The sequence below is a fragment of the Streptomyces sp. NPDC093109 genome, from assembly GCF_040701725.1.
In the GTDB taxonomy this organism is placed as follows: domain Bacteria; phylum Actinomycetota; class Actinomycetes; order Streptomycetales; family Streptomycetaceae; genus Streptomyces.
This window is the reverse complement of the sequence record NZ_JBFBEZ010000023.1, coordinates 1-16,750: the sequence shown is the minus strand read 5'-3', so window position 1 is coordinate 16,750 and position 16,750 is coordinate 1. Positions and strand designations below refer to the sequence as shown.

General features: G+C 70.0%; 16 protein-coding genes and 1 pseudogene. 7 read left to right on the top strand and 10 right to left on the bottom strand.

The features are described from left to right. Positions 1 to 121 precede the first annotated feature (121 nt). From rsrA to AB0389_RS22115, 4 genes are all read right to left on the bottom strand, one after another. Positions 122 to 505 carry a mycothiol system anti-sigma-R factor gene (gene rsrA, locus AB0389_RS22130; protein ID WP_366397165.1) on the bottom strand — a complete coding sequence of 128 codons (384 nt, stop codon included), beginning with the start codon at positions 503 to 505 and terminating at the stop codon, positions 122 to 124. Next, on the bottom strand, positions 502 to 1,161 hold the full coding sequence (locus AB0389_RS22125; RefSeq protein ID WP_366397164.1) for a sigma-70 family RNA polymerase sigma factor: 660 nt from the start codon (positions 1,159 to 1,161) through the stop codon (positions 502 to 504). Before AB0389_RS22125 ends, rsrA begins: the two co-directional genes overlap by 4 nt. 279 nt (positions 1,162 to 1,440) lie before the next feature. Beyond that, on the bottom strand, positions 1,441 to 2,130 hold the full coding sequence (locus tag AB0389_RS22120; RefSeq protein ID WP_366397163.1) for an alpha/beta family hydrolase: 690 nt from the start codon (positions 2,128 to 2,130) through the stop codon (positions 1,441 to 1,443). A 30-nt stretch (positions 2,131 to 2,160) separates the two neighbouring features. Beyond that, on the bottom strand, positions 2,161 to 2,976 hold the full coding sequence (locus AB0389_RS22115) for an SOS response-associated peptidase (RefSeq protein ID WP_366397162.1): 816 nt from the start codon (positions 2,974 to 2,976) through the stop codon (positions 2,161 to 2,163). Positions 2,977 to 3,115: 139 nt separating this feature from the next. On the opposite strand from AB0389_RS22115, the gene AB0389_RS22110 reads away from it, so the two are divergent. From AB0389_RS22110 to AB0389_RS22095, 4 genes are all read left to right on the top strand, one after another. Further along, positions 3,116 to 3,838: a M50 family metallopeptidase gene (locus AB0389_RS22110; protein ID WP_366397161.1), complete on the top strand. Its 723-nt coding sequence runs from the start codon at positions 3,116 to 3,118 to the stop codon at positions 3,836 to 3,838. A gap of 107 nt (positions 3,839 to 3,945) precedes the next feature. Beyond that, positions 3,946 to 5,319: a 3-phosphoshikimate 1-carboxyvinyltransferase gene (gene aroA / locus AB0389_RS22105; protein ID WP_366397160.1), complete on the top strand. Its 1,374-nt coding sequence runs from the start codon at positions 3,946 to 3,948 to the stop codon at positions 5,317 to 5,319. Between the two features lie 4 nt (positions 5,320 to 5,323). After that, a complete protein-coding gene (gene rsgA, locus AB0389_RS22100; RefSeq protein ID WP_366397159.1) occupies positions 5,324 to 6,334 on the top strand; it encodes a ribosome small subunit-dependent GTPase A in 1,011 nt (336 codons plus the stop codon). A gap of 99 nt (positions 6,335 to 6,433) precedes the next feature. Next, a complete protein-coding gene (locus AB0389_RS22095; RefSeq protein WP_366397158.1) occupies positions 6,434 to 6,757 on the top strand; it encodes a multidrug efflux SMR transporter in 324 nt (107 codons plus the stop codon). Between the two features lie 268 nt (positions 6,758 to 7,025). Here AB0389_RS22095 and AB0389_RS22090 read toward each other — a convergent pair. After that, positions 7,026 to 7,481, bottom strand: a pseudogene (locus tag AB0389_RS22090) (TetR family transcriptional regulator); the annotation flags it as partial. 224 nt (positions 7,482 to 7,705) lie between these two features. On the opposite strand from AB0389_RS22090, the gene hisN reads away from it, so the two are divergent. Continuing rightward, positions 7,706 to 8,506: a histidinol-phosphatase gene (gene hisN, locus AB0389_RS22085; RefSeq protein WP_366397157.1), complete on the top strand. Its 801-nt coding sequence runs from the start codon at positions 7,706 to 7,708 to the stop codon at positions 8,504 to 8,506. Positions 8,507 to 8,543: 37 nt separating this feature from the next. Here the strand turns inward: hisN and AB0389_RS22080 are convergent, their stop codons facing one another. The 5 genes from AB0389_RS22080 to AB0389_RS22060 all read right to left on the bottom strand — a co-directional run bounded on the left by AB0389_RS22080 (position 8,544) and on the right by AB0389_RS22060 (position 13,777). Then, complete coding sequence (locus AB0389_RS22080) at positions 8,544 to 9,779, bottom strand: site-specific integrase (RefSeq protein WP_366397156.1); 1,236 nt, start codon at positions 9,777 to 9,779, stop codon at positions 8,544 to 8,546. Between the two features lie 206 nt (positions 9,780 to 9,985). Continuing rightward, a complete protein-coding gene (locus tag AB0389_RS22075; RefSeq protein ID WP_366397155.1) occupies positions 9,986 to 10,222 on the bottom strand; it encodes a helix-turn-helix domain-containing protein in 237 nt (78 codons plus the stop codon). A gap of 248 nt (positions 10,223 to 10,470) precedes the next feature. After that, complete coding sequence (locus tag AB0389_RS22070) at positions 10,471 to 12,144, bottom strand: ATP-binding protein (protein ID WP_366397154.1); 1,674 nt, start codon at positions 12,142 to 12,144, stop codon at positions 10,471 to 10,473. Beyond that, on the bottom strand, positions 12,141 to 12,980 hold the full coding sequence (locus AB0389_RS22065) for an HNH endonuclease (protein WP_366397262.1): 840 nt from the start codon (positions 12,978 to 12,980) through the stop codon (positions 12,141 to 12,143). The genes AB0389_RS22070 and AB0389_RS22065 overlap by 4 nt, the downstream gene beginning before the upstream one ends. Positions 12,981 to 12,982: 2 nt before the next feature. Continuing rightward, complete coding sequence (locus AB0389_RS22060) at positions 12,983 to 13,777, bottom strand: hypothetical protein (RefSeq protein WP_366397153.1); 795 nt, start codon at positions 13,775 to 13,777, stop codon at positions 12,983 to 12,985. 215 nt (positions 13,778 to 13,992) lie between these two features. On the opposite strand from AB0389_RS22060, the gene AB0389_RS22055 reads away from it, so the two are divergent. Together AB0389_RS22055 and AB0389_RS22050 are read left to right on the top strand one after the other, a co-directional pair. After that, complete coding sequence (locus AB0389_RS22055) at positions 13,993 to 14,325, top strand: GntR family transcriptional regulator (protein ID WP_366397152.1); 333 nt, start codon at positions 13,993 to 13,995, stop codon at positions 14,323 to 14,325. A 159-nt stretch (positions 14,326 to 14,484) separates the two neighbouring features. Beyond that, positions 14,485 to 15,735 carry an XRE family transcriptional regulator gene (locus tag AB0389_RS22050; protein WP_366397151.1) on the top strand — a complete coding sequence of 417 codons (1,251 nt, stop codon included), beginning with the start codon at positions 14,485 to 14,487 and terminating at the stop codon, positions 15,733 to 15,735. Positions 15,736 to 16,750: the final 1,015 nt, after the last annotated feature.

Sequence of the window (16,750 nt, the reverse complement as noted above, 5' to 3'; positions counted from 1 at the left end):
AAGGGTGGTAAGGGGGACAAGAGCGGGGGTACGGGCGAGGGCGCACCGTATACCGCGTGGTACGCCCTCATCGCCATGGGCCAGGGGCCATCTCTCCCCGTGCCGTACGCCCTGCTACGCCCTACTCCTTGGCGACGCCGGGGAAGTCCGCGCCCGCCGGGGACACTTCGTGTGTCGTCAGGCCGCGCGCCGCCGGCCCTCGTGCCGGTTCGTCCGGGGTCACCGCGACGTCGTGCTCGGGCACCGCGAGGCCCGATCTGATCAGGTCGATCCGGCCCATGACCTTGGCGCGCAGGTCGGACGGTACGTCGTCCTGGCCGCAGCACCGTTTCACCAGCTTCTTCACGGCCTGTTCGAGCCCGTACTTCTCCAGGCAGGGCGAGCACTCCTCGAAGTGCACCTCGAACTTGGTGCAGGCGCTGTCCGGCATCTCGTGGTCGAGGAACTCGTAGAGATGGTCGAGGACCTCGGCGCAATCCGTCTCATGCGGCTCTCCGCAGCTCATGAGTCCGAACCTTTCCGATCGTCCGACGACTCCCCGGCACCCGCCGGGACGAGCCCGCGGTCACGGGCGTAGTCCTCCAGCATGCCGCGCAACTGGCGGCGGCCACGGTGGAGTCGAGACATCACCGTACCGATGGGGGTTCCCATGATGTCCGCGATCTCCTTGTACGCAAAGCCCTCGACGTCGGCGAGATACACCGCGATTCGGAACTCCTCCGGGATCGCCTGGAGGGCGGACTTCACATCGGAGTCCGGGAGGTGGTCGAGCGCCTGGGACTCGGCGGAGCGCAGACCGGTCGACATGTGCGACTCGGCGCGCGCCAGCTGCCAGTCCTCGATCTCCTCGGCGGCGCTGCGCTGGGGTTCGCGCTGCTTCTTGCGGTACGAGTTGATGAAGGTGTTGGTGAGGATGCGGTACATCCACGCCTTGAGGTTGGTCCCCTCGCGGAACTGGTGGAAGGACGCGTACGCCTTGGCGTAGGTCTCCTGCACCAGGTCCTCGGCGTCGGCCGGATTGCGCGTCATCCGCAGCGCGGCGGAGTACATCTGGTCGAGATAGCCCAGGGCATCCCGCTCGAACCGGGCATTGCGCTCGGCGGTGGTCTCCTCGGCCCGTCCGTCATCGGTCGTCCCGTCGGTCCCTGTGACCTGACCCACCTCCTCCAACACCGCGGCGGGGCCGAATGCGGACCCACTCGAATCGGAGAATAGTCGACCTTGTCGCGACGGGGCCTGTCGGCCCGTGCCGCCCGCCACCCCCTGCGAGGTGGTTTTGGCCGCGGAAAGCACCGTCCACTCCAGGTCAGTGGCGTCTGAGCGGCGCGGGCAGATGGTCGAACCCATACGACGGACTCCCTCTCGAAGCGTGATTGGCCGGTGCCCTTGAGACCAACGACACGCCCTTGACAACAGAGACACCTCGCTCCGCATTCCCGCTCAGGCGTCCCGGAGGGCCGCCAGCCACTCCGCGACCGACCGGGTGAGCCCCTCCAGCGCGGCGTCCTGAGTGACCGGCGCGCGTTTGGGTACGGCGAAGGCGTGATCGCCGTACGGCACCTCGACGATCTCCCTGGCGGCCTCCCCGGAGCCCCCGTCCCGGGACGCGGCCGTGAACTCGTCGGGGAACTCGGCGGGCTTCCCGAAGGGGTCGTTCCCGCCCTGGACGACCAGCGTGGGCAGCCCGGTCCCCAGCAGCTCGGCCGCCCGGGACTTCTCGGGCCTCCCCGGCGGGTGCAGCGGGAAGCTGAGGGCGAGTACGGCGCGGGCGCCCAGCTCACGGGCCGTACGGCAGGCCACGCGCGCGCCCGCGCTGCGCCCGCCCGCGACGACCGGCGGCCCGGCCGCGGCCAGCGCGGGCCAGAGCGCCCGCCAGCCGGTGTCGAGGGTCTTCGGCGCGGGCGCCACCTTCCTGCCCGCCACCCGCCAGGGCTGCTCCACCAGGGCGACGGTGACGCCGTGCGCGGGCAGCGCGGCGGCCAGCGCGCGGAGGTCGCGCGCCTCGATCCCGCCGCCGGCGCCGTGGCCGAGGGCGAGGACGAGACGGGGGCGGGGGCCGACTGCGGGGTGCCAGGTGATCCTGGCGTCCCCGGCGGGGGTGTCGACGGTCTGGGTGTCTGTGGTGGTCACCGGGCCATGGTGCCCGCCGCGAGCCCCCGCTCAGAACAGCGTGGACTCCTCGGGCGCGGCCAGCTCCGTCAGCAGCTCGGGACCGTTGTTGCGGACGTTGCTGACGGCCGTGGCCACCGGGTACGCCCGCATCAGCCCGGCCGGCGGGGGTACGAGCAGATGCCGCAGCTCCTCGGGGTCGGCGCGGGCCGGGTCGAGCCAGGCGTCCCAGCGGTCCGGGGTCAGCATCAGCGGCATCCGGGGGTGGATGTCGGCGAGCGCGCGGGGCCCGTCGGCCGGCGCCACCCCGAGCGGGGTGGTCTCCGCCTCGGTGGTGAGGACCGTGCAGGTCGCCCACCAGGCGCCCGGATGGTCGGGCGGCAGCGCCGGGTCGCGCCAGAACTCGTACAGCCCGGCCAGCGCCATCACGGAGCCGTCGGCGGGGGTGACGAAGTACGGCTGCTTGCGCGAGCGCTTCTTGCGCCCCTGCTCCTCCAGCTGCCGTTCGTCGGAGCCGGTGACCCACTCGTAGTACCCGTCGGCCGGCAGGATGCAGCGGCGCGCGGTGAACGCCCGCCGGAACGAGGGCTTCTCGTGCACGGTCTCCGACCGCGCGTTGATCATGCGGGCCGCGCCCTCGGGGCTCTTCGCCCAGGACGGCACCAGCCCCCACTTGAGCCGTCGCAGCTGCCGGACCGGCCGGGGATCGGGCGCCTCTTTGAGAGGGCGCTCCAGAACGGCGTAGACCTCCTTGGTGGGCGCCACGTTCCAGTCCGGGGCGAGGGTCTCCTCGGGCTCCCACTTCTCCACGCCGAAGAGCCCCTGAAGGTCCTCGGGCCGCCGGCTCGCCGCGTACCGTCCGCACATTCCCGTTCCGCCCCCTGTGGATCAGCTGTGCGTTCCGGGACCCGGGGAACGGCCGGGGGCCGTTGAGCGTCTTTTCCACTCACCGCACTTGAGTGCCAGACTGCCACGACGCGAACCCAGTTGAGGAGCCCACCGAGCCATGGCCAGCATCGACCCCGCCTCGATCGGCGATCTCTGGGATCGCGTCTTCGGGAGCCAGCCCGCACCGGACCAGTGGCTGGTGATCGTGACGGCGGTCGTCGCGCTCGCCGCCGTCGTACCGCGCCCGGTGTGGCGGCTCTCGCGCAACGCCATCACCATCGCGCACGAGGGCGGCCACGGGCTGATAGCCCTGGTGACCGGGCGCCGGCTGGAGGGCATACAACTGCACTCGGACACCTCGGGGCTGACCGTGAGCCGGGGGAAACCGACCGGCATCGGCATGATCCTGACGGCGGTGGCCGGCTACACCGCGCCGCCGCTGCTCGGGCTCGGCGGCGCGTGGCTGCTCGCCGCACACCACATCACGCTGCTGCTCTGGCTGACGACGGCGCTGCTGGTCGCGATGCTGGTGATGATCCGCAACGCGTACGGCGTGCTGACCGTGGTCGTCACGGGGGCGGCGTTCCTGCTCGTATCGTGGCTGACCGGACCCGAGGTCCAGGCGGCGTTCGCGTACTCCGCCGTGTGGTTCCTGCTGCTGGGCGGTGTACGTCCGGCGTTCGAGCTCCAGTCCAAGCGCCGGCGCGAGGGGGCCGGGGACTCGGACGCGGACCAGCTGGGCCGGCTGACGCACACGCCGCCGCTCGCGTGGCTGCTCTTCTTCCACGCGGTCTCGCTCTGCTCGCTCATCGGCGGCGGACGCTGGCTGCTGGAAGCCTGAGAGCCTTCTGCCCCGGCGGAAACTGCTCTATCACCCTCCGATTACGCCCCGGTTTCAGCGTATTTGATCAGGATCAGGGCCCGTCAAGAGCCACTAAAGTGTTGGCCATGACCGAAAGCTCCGTGCAGCCCGCCCTCTGGCCCGCCCCCTACGCGAGCGGGGCCGTCGAAGCGACGGTCACCGTGCCCGGATCCAAATCGGTCACCAACCGGGGGCTGGTGCTCGCCGCGCTGGCCGCCGAGCCCGGCTGGCTCCGCCGCCCGCTGCGCTCGCGCGACTCCCTGCTGATGGCCGAGGCGCTGCGCGCGCTGGGCGTCCGCATCGAGGAGACCGTCTCGTCCAGCTCCAGCGCGAGCTCCGCCGCCACCGCCGACGGTACGACGACCGGCGAGGCGTGGCGGGTGATCCCCTCGGGGCTGCACGGCCCGGTCACGGTGGACGTCGGCAACGCCGGTACGGTGATGCGCTTCCTGCCGCCCGTCGCGACGCTCGCCGACGGCCCGGTCCGCTTCGACGGCGACCCCCGCTCGTACGAGCGTCCGCTGCACAGCGTCATCGACGCGCTGCGCGTCCTGGGCGCCCGGATCGACGACGACAACCGGGGCTCCCTGCCGCTGACGGTGCACGGCGGCGGTGCGCTGGAGGGCGGCCCGGTGGAGATCGACGCCTCCGCGTCCTCCCAGTTCGTCTCGGCGCTGCTGCTCTCGGGCGCGCGCTTCAACCAGGGCGTGGAGGTACGGCACGTGGGCGCCACGCTGCCGTCCCTGCCGCACATCAGGATGACCGTCGACATGCTGCGCGCGGCCGGCGCGCAGGTGGACGAGCCCGAGACCGGCGGGGAGCCCAATGTCTGGCGGGTCTCCAGCGGCGCGCTGCTCGGCCGCGATCTGACCGTCGAGCCCGACCTCTCCAACGCCCAGCCGTTCCTGGCCGCCGCGCTGGTCACCGGGGGCCGGGTGACCGTGCCTGACTGGCCGGTGCGGACCACCCAGCCGGGTGACGCGCTGCGGGAGATCTTCACCGCCATGGGTGGCAGCTGCGAGTTCACCGAGACCGCCGAGGGCACCAGCCTCACCTTCACCGGCACCGGCCGGATCCACGGCGTCGATCTCGATCTGAGCGAGGTCGGGGAGCTGACGCCCGGCATCGCGGCCGTGGCCGCGCTCGCCGACTCGCCCTCCACCCTGCGGGGCGTCGCCCATCTGCGGCTGCACGAGACCGACCGGCTCGCCGCGCTCACCAAGGAGATCAACGAGCTGGGCGGCGATGTCACCGAGACCGCCGACGGGCTCCACATCCGCCCGCGCCCGCTGCACGGCGGCGTGTTCCACACGTACGAGGACCACCGGATGGCCACGGCGGGCTCGATCATCGGCCTGGTGGTGAACGGGGTGGAGATCGAGAACGTCGGTACGACCGCGAAGACCCTGCCCGACTTCCCCCGGATGTGGACCGACATGCTCGCGGGAGCGGGAGCCTGACGCGATGCGCCGCTACGGCAAGAACCCGGACGAGGACGACATCCGCACCCGCCCCAACCCCAAGGGCAACCGGCCGCGCACGAACATCAGGCCCAAGCACGAGGACGCGTCGGAGGGCATGGTCCTGACCGTCGACCGGGGCCGGCTGACGTGTCTCGTCGAGGACCGGCCCGTCCTCGCGATGAAGGCGCGCGAGCTGGGCCGCAAGGCCGCCGTGGTGGGCGACAGGGTCTTCCTCGTCGGGGATCTGTCGGGCAAGAAGGACACGCTGGCGCGGATCGTACGGATCGAGAAGCGAACCTCTGTACTGAGGCGCACGGCGGACGACGACGACCCCTACGAGCGCGTGGTCGTCGCCAACGCCGACCAGCTGGCGATCGTCACCGCCCTCGCCGACCCGGAGCCGCGGCCCCGGCTGATCGACCGCTGTCTGGTCGCGGCGTACGACGCGGGTCTCGAACCGCTGCTGGTGCTGACGAAGTCGGACCTGGCGGCGCCGGAGCAGCTGCTGGAGACGTATCTGACGCTCGGTATCCGGTATGTCGTCACCCGCCGCGACGAACTGGCCGACGGGTACGCGGCGGACCGGGTGCGCGAGTATCTGGCGGGCCGCACGACCGCGTTCGTCGGTCACTCCGGCGTCGGCAAGACGACGCTGGTCAACGCGCTGGTGCCGGACGACAGGCACCGCACCACCGGGCTGGTCAACGCGGTCACGGGCCGCGGCAGGCACACCACCACCTCGGCGCTCGCGCTGCCGCTGGCCGGGGCCGAGGGCTGGGTGATCGACACGCCGGGCATCCGCTCCTTCGGGCTGCACCACGTCGACCCGTCCCGGGTCATCCTCGCCTTCCCCGAGCTGGTGCCCGGCACGGAGGGCTGCCCGCGCGCGTGCAGCCACGACGAGCCGGACTGCGCGCTGGACGCGTGGGTGGCCGAGGGCCACGCCGACCCGGCCCGGCTCTACTCGCTGCGCCGGCTTCTCGCCACCCGGGAGCGACGCGAAGGCGACTGAGACCGACCGTCCGAGTCGTGCGCGTTTGCGATCAACCCGGACTGGTAAGGCCATAATCACACCAGGCAGGACAAGGTCACTACGGGGAGGCCCTTCACGATGGCGTGGCTGCTGGTAGTCGTCGCCGGGATTCTGGAGACCGGCTTCGCCGTCTGTCTCAAGCTCTCCCACGGATTCACCCGGCTCTGGCCGACGATCGCCTTCGCGGCCTTCGCCCTCGGCAGTTTCGGCCTGCTGACGCTGGCGCTGCGGAAGCTCGACGTGGGGCCCGCCTACGCGGTGTGGACGGGCATCGGCGCGGCCGGCACCGCGATCTACGGGATGGTCTTCCTCGGCGACATCGTGTCCGTGCTCAAGCTGGTCTCGATCTCGCTGGTGATCATCGGCGTCATCGGGCTCCAGCTCTCGGGCTCGGCGCACTGAGCAGCGCGGACGGTACGGCGGTCACGGCCGTCCGCACGAGCGGCCCCACGGAGTCACCGCCGGGGGCGACGAGATGCGCGAGCGCGAGGCGTACGGCCAGCTCGCAGCGGTGCAGCAGTTCGGCGCGGCCCTGGTCGAGCCGGACCCGGCCGAACCGCCCCGGGTCACCGCGCACCGGCTCGGGCCGCAGGTGATCGGGGCGCGGCGGCTCGTTCCGTTCACTGCGTTCGCTGCGTTCGTTGCGCAGGGGCTCGGCCGGGCGGCGCCCCAGGGCCGCCGCCGATCTGTCCCGTACGAGCGCGACCAGTTCGGTGGCGGCCGGCGGGCCCGCGTCGGCGCGGCGCTGGGCGGGGACGACGGACGGCGTGGCGGTGGGCCGTACGGGCCGGGGCTCGGGCAGCCGCTCGCTCCAGCAGCCGGTCAGCAGCGCCCGCAGCAGCGGCCTGGAGCGGCCCTCGACGACGGTCCACTCGGCGACGGCCACCAGCCGGTCGGCGGCGTCGGCGCGCTCCCGCAGCAGCCGTTCCACGCCGTACAGGTAACGGTCCGCCTCCCGGCGCAGCAGTGCGCGGGCGAGCCCGTCCTTGGTGCCGAACTCGTTGTACAGAGTCTGCCGGGAGAGCCCGGCGGCCGACGCGACGTCGACCATCCTGACCGCGGACCAGGGCAGGTCCGCGAGGGCGGAGAGGGCGGCGTCGAGCAGGGCTTCGCGCGCTGTTGGCATCGTTGTCTCCGGGGCCGGGTTCGGCTCGTGGCTCGGCTGGGTAATCGACTCTGGGGCTGGAATATGCGCTCAGAGTTGACGGGTCGTCGCTTTCTGTCAAGACCGTCGTCGAGTTCACGCCGCATCGTCCGCCATATCCCCACCGGACCCGCACCGGACGGGCCTGCCTTCCACGGAGCGGACCCCGTGGCCCGGAGGGGCGGCCGATCGCTACTGTGACGCCCATGCCCGATTACCACGATGACCTGCGCCTCGCCCATGTTCTGGCGGACGCCGCCGACGCCGTGACCATGGACCGGTTCAAGGCCCTGGATCTCAAGGTCGAGACCAAACCGGACATGACCCCGGTGAGCGAGGCCGACAAGGCTGCCGAGGAGCTGATCCGCGGCAACCTCCAGCGGGCACGGCCGCGCGACGCGATCCTGGGCGAGGAGTACGGCGTCGAGGGCACGGGCCCGCGCCGCTGGGTCATCGACCCGATCGACGGCACCAAGAACTACGTCAGGGGCGTCCCCGTATGGGCGACGCTGATCTCGCTGATGGTCGCCGCCGAGGGCGGGTACGAGCCGGTCGTCGGCGTGGTCTCGGCGCCGGCGCTGGGCCGGCGCTGGTGGGCGGCGAAGGGCGGGGGCGCGTACACCGGGCGCAGCCTGACCTCGGCGACGCCGCTGCGCGTCTCGAACGTGGCACACATCAGGGACGCGTCGTTCGCGTACTCCTCGCTGACCGGCTGGGAGGAACAGGGGCGCCTTGACGGCTTCCTGGATCTGACCAGAGCGTGCTGGCGTACGCGCGGGTATGGCGACTTCTGGCCGTACATGATGGTCGCGGAGGGCTCGGTGGACATCTGCGCCGAGCCCGAGCTGTCGCTGTGGGACATGGCCGCGACGGCGATCGTCGTCCAGGAGGCGGGCGGCAGCTTCACCGGCCTTGACGGCCGTCCGGGCCCGCACAGCGGCAACGCGGCGGCGTCGAACGGGGTGCTCCACGAGGAGCTGCTCGGGTATCTGAACCAGCGCTACTGAAGCCACTTAGGGTCTGACCAGCACGTTTCGGGGCTTCTCACCCCCGTTGGGCCGTCTGTGGGCCGTCGTCGGTGTCCGGGCCGCTCTGGAAGGCCCGGTTCACTGCCTCCCTCGTTCGCTTCTCGCTGGCGGGCATCAGGTGCGTGTACGTCCGCAGCGTGAAGCCCGGATCGTGGTGTCCCAGGTACTCGGACAGCGCCTTGATGCTCTCCCCCGCGTCCAGCAGGACGGACGCGTAGAAGTGCCTCAGCGCGTGCATGCCGTTCTCCCGGCCGCGCGGGATGCATGCCTTGTCGAGGGCGGGCCTCCATGCCTTCTCGTTGAAGGCGTAGCGGTTCACCGGGCGGCCCTCAGCATTTCGGAAGAGGACGGATACGGAGACCGGTGGACCGTCGACAGCTCGCCACGGCAACGTCACGGCCACGGGCGGGTGCTGTGCGATGTGCGCGTCAAGTACCCGAGCAACGCTCTCCGGCAACGGGACGGTACGCGTCTTGCCTCCCTTGGGCAGCGCGAACACCTGCCGTCCAGCGATGAGTTTGACCTGTCGGACGACGTGAACCACTCCCTCGGCGAAGTCCACATCGTCAACGGCCAAGCCGAGCACTTCGCCCTGCCGCATGCCGCACCCGCCGGCCAAGTCCACCATGGCCCGGTACCGCTCTGGCAGTGCCGAGCGCGCCGCCAGCACGCGTGCGGGCCCCCATGGCACGATCCGGCGAGGTTCCGGCTTGGGCGCCTTCACAGATGACGATCGGCACGGATTGTGCGGGATCAGGAGATCGTCAACGGCAGCCGCCAGCATCGCGTTGAGGTTCGCGAAAATGACCCGCTGATAGGCAGGGGCCAATCCCGCGTCTTCAAGCTTCCGGAGCCACTCGCGAATGTGGATCGCCCTCAGAGAGTCGAGCGATCGGCTACCCAGATGCGGCAGGACGTGCAGACGGATGCGTGTCTCGGTGCTCACGTACGTGCTGGGGTCCATGGTTAGGGAGGCCAACCACCGTTCACCGTGCTGCCGCACGGTGAGGCGACCGGCCCGGGGGTCGATGTACTGACCGCGCGACATGTCCGCCTCGATCCCGGACAGCCACTTCTCGGCAAGGCGCTTCTGCTTGTCGGGGAAGCTCTTGGACTTCTCGGTTCCGTCGGGGCCGATGTAGCGGGCGCGGTAGCGCATGCCGGTGCCGTGGCGGTCGGTCTTGACGCGGGTGGTCTTGCCGTTGGTGCTGGTCTCGGTCTTGAACCAGCGGTCTTGGATGTGGCCTGCCATGGGTGGGACTCCTGTGTCTGATAGCCGGGTGCGGGAGCGCTGTGTGGGCGCTCTCCGGCCGGTTTTTGGGTGTGCGGGGGTAGACCCGCTATCTGCTAGGGGCCTGATCAGCGAGGGTGTGGGCGTGCTATTGGGGGGGCTATCGATAGCGGGTGCGGCTGCTATCGATAGCGGCGCGGTGGGGGCGTTCTTCCGGGGCCGGAGGGTCAGGCAGCGTCCGTGAGGGCGGTCCGTTCGGTGATCCAGGTGGCGACGGCGCGGGGGTCGTAGCGGACGTGTTTGCCGACGCGGAAGCCGGGCGGCCCAGTCCGCTTCTTGCGCCAGCCGTAGACGGTTTCGATGGAGACGGCGAGCATCGCGGCGAGATCTTCGGGGGTGAGGTAGCGGTCGGGGAGTCCGGATCGGAGGATGGCGCGCGGGTCCTGGTGCGAGGGGGTGGCCATGGCGGTGGTGACTCCTCGTGTCCGTCGGATGGCGTGCGGGGGTGTGGGGTGGCGGTCCTAGAGAAGGGCCGTATTCCAGCGTCCGCAGGGTCTCAGCGTCCGCAGTCTGGTGTTTGTGCAGTTCAGGAGGGGTGTGGGGTGCGGACGCTGTGCGGACGCTGGGTTTCGTAGCGTCCGCACAGCGTCCGCCCGTTTCCGGGCCTCTTCCTGAGGCCCGGTCCGGGTGCCCATGCTGGTGTCCGTGCTGGTCAGGGTGTGTCGGGGTGGGGTCCGACTGGTGCGACGGGTGGCCAGAGTCCGTCTTGCTCGGGTGCGGACGCTGCGGACGCTGGGGGCGTACGGGAGAGGACGATGAGCTTGTGACGGGTCCGGTCGCCACTACGCTGCGTGTCGTCCACGGTGATGCCGATCGACCGCAGCAGCGGCGCGAGGCGTTTGATCCGGCCGCTGGCGCGGGTGGGGTCCTTGGGCCAGCCCTGCGGCCGGTGCCCCTCCCCGGTACCGAGGGCGGCAAGGAGTTGGGAGGCGGTGCCCGACCATGTCCCTGCCGTGTCGACCAGGGCGGCGACGGCGGACCCGAACGCGTCGCCCTCCAGCGCGTCTCCGGCGACGGCCGCCGACGCTACGAGGTAGGAGTCCAGGGTGCGCCACTCCATGACCGTGTCGACGGCGGCGAGCACCCGGGCGAAATCCGCCATGCGCGGCATGGAGTCGAGCCGCACCGTGGGCAGCACCGCCAGCACACACGCCAGCACATCGAACAGAGCTCCCAGCACCGCCGGACGCGTCGCCGTGTAGGCCGCGTTCAGCTCTTCCTCGCTGCGCCGCTGGTCTTCCCCGATCAGTTGGAGATCGACCATGAGGAGACGTTCGGCCAGGTCCCCCGCCAACGCTCCGGCGTCGATGGTGGTCATGGCGAGTACGCGGCGGAAGGTGAGGACGACGACGTCGTCATCGGTGTAGAGGGCGCGGTCGACGATGCCGTCCCCGGTGACGGCCTTGCACAGGGTGTCGGACAGCCACGGCGGGATGACGCTCACGTTGTCCAGGCACAGCGCCCATGAGTTGAACGCCTGGGTGGCCCATGTCTTGATGTCGCGGGGCTGGGACCGTTTGGCGGCGGGGGTGGGGTCGATGAGGTTCACGACCATCTGCGCGGCCCACGACTTCCCCGTCCCCTGCTCCCCTTTGAAGGTGAGTACCGGGTGGGGAATGGTCGGGATCCACGCGGCGACCATCCACGCGACAAGCTGCCGGAACGCGTCCTGATCCATGTTGAGCAGACCGTGGAGCTTGGCGAGTCCGTCGCTGTCGAGGACGGGGGTGGGCATGGGTGCCATGGCGCCGGAGCGGCGGAAGAGGATCGGGGAGCGGTCGACCACGCGCCACCCGCCGGCGCCCACGGTCACCGCACGCCCGTCCGCCGTGCCGAGGTCCACGACGATGCCGCCCGTCTCGTCCGGTCCCACCCGCAGATGCACGGGGACCGGGTCGCCATCTTCGGCGATCCCTTCGAGTACGGCCATGGCATCGGCCAGCGCGGACTGTGAGGCCACGTCCCCCTCGAAAGCGTCGGCGTACCTGCGTGCGAGGCGCTGGCGCAGTCCGCCCCTGCCACGCAACGGAAGCACGATCGAGGGGCCGTCGATGGCGACGGCGTAGGGACGCCCGTCCGTCGACACGACGAACCGGAACTCCTCCCGCGCCATGGTCACCAACCGGGACGCGGCGGACGGCTTCTTGCCCCCGGTCTCCGGACTGTTGTCGGGGGTGTGACGGCGGGTGTGACGCGGCGCGTCACGCTGGTCAGGGGTCTGCCGGTCGGGGGGCGGACCGGCGGTCGGCGCCGTGTCGGCGTGGGGGACGGTCGGGGGGATGCCGGGGTGCAGGTGTCCGTTCACGGGTGCGGTCGGGGTGGTCACGCGGCCACCTTTCGATCGGTCGGGCGGGTGCGTACGAGGGTGAGGAGGGTCGACCGGTCGGCCCGGTCGGGGCGGTCGGTGTGGTCGGGGGTGGTGGATCCCTCCGGCCGGTCGGGGGACGTCCCCGTGGTGGTCGGGGGGATCTCCTGGGCGGCGGGGGTCGACCGGTGCAGGTCATGGGTCGACCGTTGGGCCGACTCGTTGGCGGCGGCGAGCCGGGCCAGCGCGAGCCAACCGGCCCACCCCGTCACCCCGGCCACCGGGGTGACGGGGGTGAACTCCGGGGTGACACCGGGGTGGACGGTCGACCCGTCACCCCGGCCGGTGGCCGGTCCGTACGGGGTGTGCGGATCGCCCGCACGGTGGCCGTGCGGGGTGTGCGGATCGGGTGTCCGCACACCGTCCGCACACCCGGTGACGTGGCCGTACGGGGGCCGCACGGGGGGCCTCACGGTCTCGGGAACACTCCAGGTCGTACGGGTGTCCACCGCGTCACGGGTGTCCGCCACGGTGTCCGGCCGGCGCCCGTCCGCGTAGGCGCACAGGAGCAGCGCGATCGACAGCGGGAGCCGGTCCGCCTTGGCCTGGTTGCACGAGAAGCACGCGAGTACCAGGTGGACTTGCGCGTTGGTGGAGAAGAGGCTGCGGGGGACGACGTGGTCGATCGTCGCGCCGGTCAAGCGGCAGTTGAAGGGCTGGTGGCAGTAGAAGCACTGCCTGCCATCCCGTTTGGCGAGCATCGACCGCCGGTGCTTCTTGAGCTGAGAACCCGAACGCCTCACCTGCTCCACGGGGGACGCGTCACAGGTTTCGTCACCCAACGGTGCGAGGGCCATCGTCACGCCACCGTCTCCCGCTCAGCGGACGCACGCCCGGCGCGGATGTCCCGGAACATCTCCAGCAGGTGGGGCGACTCCGGCGGAACGGCCCCGACCGCGAACCCTCCGTCGTTGAAGCAGGCCATGAGCGGACGGGGCTTAAAGCACCGGTCGACCGCGATGTCGTAGCAGAACTTCCGACGCCGGGCGTCGGGCATAACCGTCCGGTACTCGGCACTCAGGTCCAGCGCTGCCACCCGGGGCCCGGCGAACTTCCCGAACTCCCAGCCCACTTCGTCCGCGAACGTGACCAGCCCGTTGCTGCCGATCCGGGCCACGCCCTCCATCAGGTGACCGTCGACCACGTGGTCGGCCCACCCGCGACGGCGGCGGGAGACGACGATGTCCGACGTGTACAGCGCCACGGTCATCTCGCCCTGACCAAGCGGCTCGCACAGCGCACCCTCGTACCAGTACTCGACGCACAGCCGGTACGCGAACGCCCACGCGGTACCGGCCCCCGGCGTGAACAGCGGCAGTGCCTCCAGCTCCCGCTGTACCCTGTCCAGCCCCGTGACCCCGAGCGTGCCGAGAGCGCGGTCCAGCGCCCGGAGCAAGTCCAGGTCGGTCGGCCTCTCGGGCAGCGAGGGCAGCGTGTCGAGCTGCGTGAACAGTCCAGCCGCCGCCTGCTCCCGCGTCAGCTCCACCGGGCCGACCGGCACACGCGGGAAGAGCTCCCCCGCACGCCGACGCTCCACCAGCACCCCGTCCGTGACCTGCGAGGTACGACGTTCAGCAACGATTCCAGGCATCATGGATTTACCCCTCTGTGGGTCGGGGAGCGGCGGCTTCACTTGCCGGTTTGGGCGCCGCTCCCTGTCAGGCACTGGCTTTGACCAGCGCTTTCCTGCTGATTCCCTGCCGAGGAACCGGCGGGGCATCTGCTAGCTAGCTTGCACTAGTCCAGACTAGTTCGCAAGCCTCGTGCGGTGGTGTGCGCTAGTTCGCTCTGGTGGGTACGCTCGGGAGTATGACTGTGACGAGAGGGCCCAAGTCGAAGGCCGTGCTGGTTGCCGATGCGCTGAGGGAGGAGATCCGGAGGATGCAACCGGGTGAACGACTCCCGACTCAGCGGGAGTTGGCAGACCGATTCGGGTACGCCGGACAGACCGTTCAGAACGGCTTGGCAATGCTGCGAGCTGAAGGGGTAATCGAGTCGGCCGGCAACCTGGGGAACTTCGTCAGCGGCGGTGGCGCGCAGGAAGGTGTGAGTGTCGAGATCAAGGAAATTCGCTCCCAGATTCAGGCGTTGACTGAACGGGTTGCGGAGCTGGAATCGCGCTCGGCAGCCGGTGGTGCGTGATCTGCAACAACCATGCGGTGAACAGAGCGTGTGGAACAGGTGACAGCTTGGGGGCAGTGAGATAGGCGGGGGGACAGAGTGGGTGTCCCCACCCTGTCCCCTTGTGTGTCCCCCTGGGGGATGGGCCAGACTCGCGGGTAGCTAGTCGGAGGAGGGCGTATGGGTGACGACAGGCCCGCATGGGCGCGGCGTATGGCTGCTGAGCGGAACGCGCGGGACTGGTCTCAGCGCGACGCGGTACGCGCGCTCCGGGCGCATGCCCCCACCGAGCTGCCGTCTGACGAGAGCATGATCCGTCAGTGGAAGCGCTGGGAGGCTGGCGCCGTTCCCAACGACTTCTATCAGCCCATAATTGCGGCTGTCTTCGGGACCGTTACGCACGCGATCTTCCCCGTGGCGAGCCGCCGGGATGGCGAGCGGGAGATCCTTGCCGCAAGCGGTATGGAGACGCTGGAGATCGTGAGTCGCCTCAACCGATCTGACGTTGATGGCGCTACGTTGGACGCGCTCCGCATCACGACGGATCGGCTCTGTTCCGAGTACCCATTTATGCCGAGTGCTCAACTCCTCATTGAGGGGCGCCAGTGGCTGCGCCGAGTTGTTGAACTCCACTCGAAGAGCCTTACCCTTTCGCAGCATCGCGAAGTGCTCGCGCTTTCGGGTTGGCTTGCTCTTTTGGTCGGGTGCGTTGAATACGACTCGGGTGATCGTCACGCGGCCGAATCGACGCGGCGGGCAGCCCTTTCGATTGCGACAGAATCCGACCACGCCGAGATTGCGGGATGGGCGCACGAAATGCGTGCCTGGTTTGCGCTGACGACCGGCGACTATCGCGGAGTCATTTCCGCAGCACGGGCCGGGGCCGAGGTGGCGGGAAGCCATGGTGTGGCGGTTCAGCTTGCAGGTCAGGAAGCCAAAGCGTGGGCGCGGTTGGGGGACCGTCGTCAAGTCGAGGTTGCGTTGGACAAGGGGCGGCGACTCTTGGAGGGAATGCCGCACCCTGAGAATCTGGATAATCATTTCGTCGTTGATCCCGCTAAATTCGACTTCTATTCGATGGACTGCTATCGATTGGTCGGAGAAGACAAGATCGCGCGCACGCTCGCAGAGGAGGTACTCAGGGCCGGTACGGACTTTGACGGAACCGAACGGGCGCCTATGCGTAACGCTGAGGCCCGGGTGACGTTGGGTGTTGCCGCAGCGCGCGAAGGGGACTTGGAGGGTGCCCTCCTGATGGGGGAACGAGCGCTTGAGGGGAACCGGCAGTCTGTTCCCTCGCTCATCATGACGAGCCGTGAGCTGGCCGCGCAGATCAGGCGCCGGTACAGCGACGAACCGGCAGCGCAGGACTACTTGGCGCATCTGCGCGCGCTTGGCCAAGAGAAACCGGGCTTCCTCCCTCCGCAGTAGAGCTAACCCTGCGTGACGTTGCAGAATCGGAGGCTAGCAGCGTGCGCACACCCCTAGAGCCCCGGATTCCGAGCGAATCCGGGGCTCTGCCGATCTGCCCGCTAGTTGCTAGATCGCTGATCAGAGCGCATATGGGCCGCTAGCGGTGCCGCTAGACCTAGCAGGGTGTGGTGCTAGGTCTAGCGGTGTTCGGCGCGCCCGGCATTGCTACGTAGGGTGATAGAAGGGGCGGCATAGCCGCACATCCTCTTGGCAGCTCGCTCCGCTCGCGCGCGACCGGCGCCGCCCATGCCGGGCGCCGTGGCGCGGTTGCTCGCCAGCCGAGTGCGCCCGGCTGAAACACCTGCAAGCGGAGTGGCTGCCCCCTGGTGTTACAGCCGTTCGTGACGAGAGACAGCGTCCGCAGCGTCCGCACGTCTCCCCTGCCTAAGAGGTTCTTGACCTGGGATAATGCCTCTTAGGTAGCAGAGCGTGTCCGGACGCTGCGGACGCTGCCGGACGCTAAGCATTTTGGTTAGCGTCCGCCCGATTATCGCTGGTCAGACAGGGCGCGGCTGGTCTTGCGGACGCTGCGGACGCTGTCTCCTCTTAACTCTCTAGTAAGAGGTGGTCCCCTCCACAAGCGGAACCGTTCGTCCGGCCGCTTCGCCCCTTCCTGAAGAGACCATCCGCCGCCCGGGCCCGGGTGGTCTCTTCGCTCTTCGGCCGGACTCGGCACAGACGGCTATTCAGGAGCGGCTGGGTCGTCGCCAGACAGACAAGAGGAGCACCCGGGGGAGGCGTGCTCCTCTTGCCCCGTCCGTGAGGTCCACGGAGCCGCGTACGCCTACGAGCCATGGAGGCCCGGGGCGAGGCGCCGGGGAGTCGTCCGCCCGGAGGGCGGTCCGTTCATGCCCGTACGGAGGATTCCCTACGGGCGCCCGGGTCATGTCCCGTCGAGTGGTGTAGCCGATCAAGTGGCGGTCGTGTTGGTGGTGTTGGGTAGTGCGGGGGCGCTTTCTGGGCGCTCGGTGGG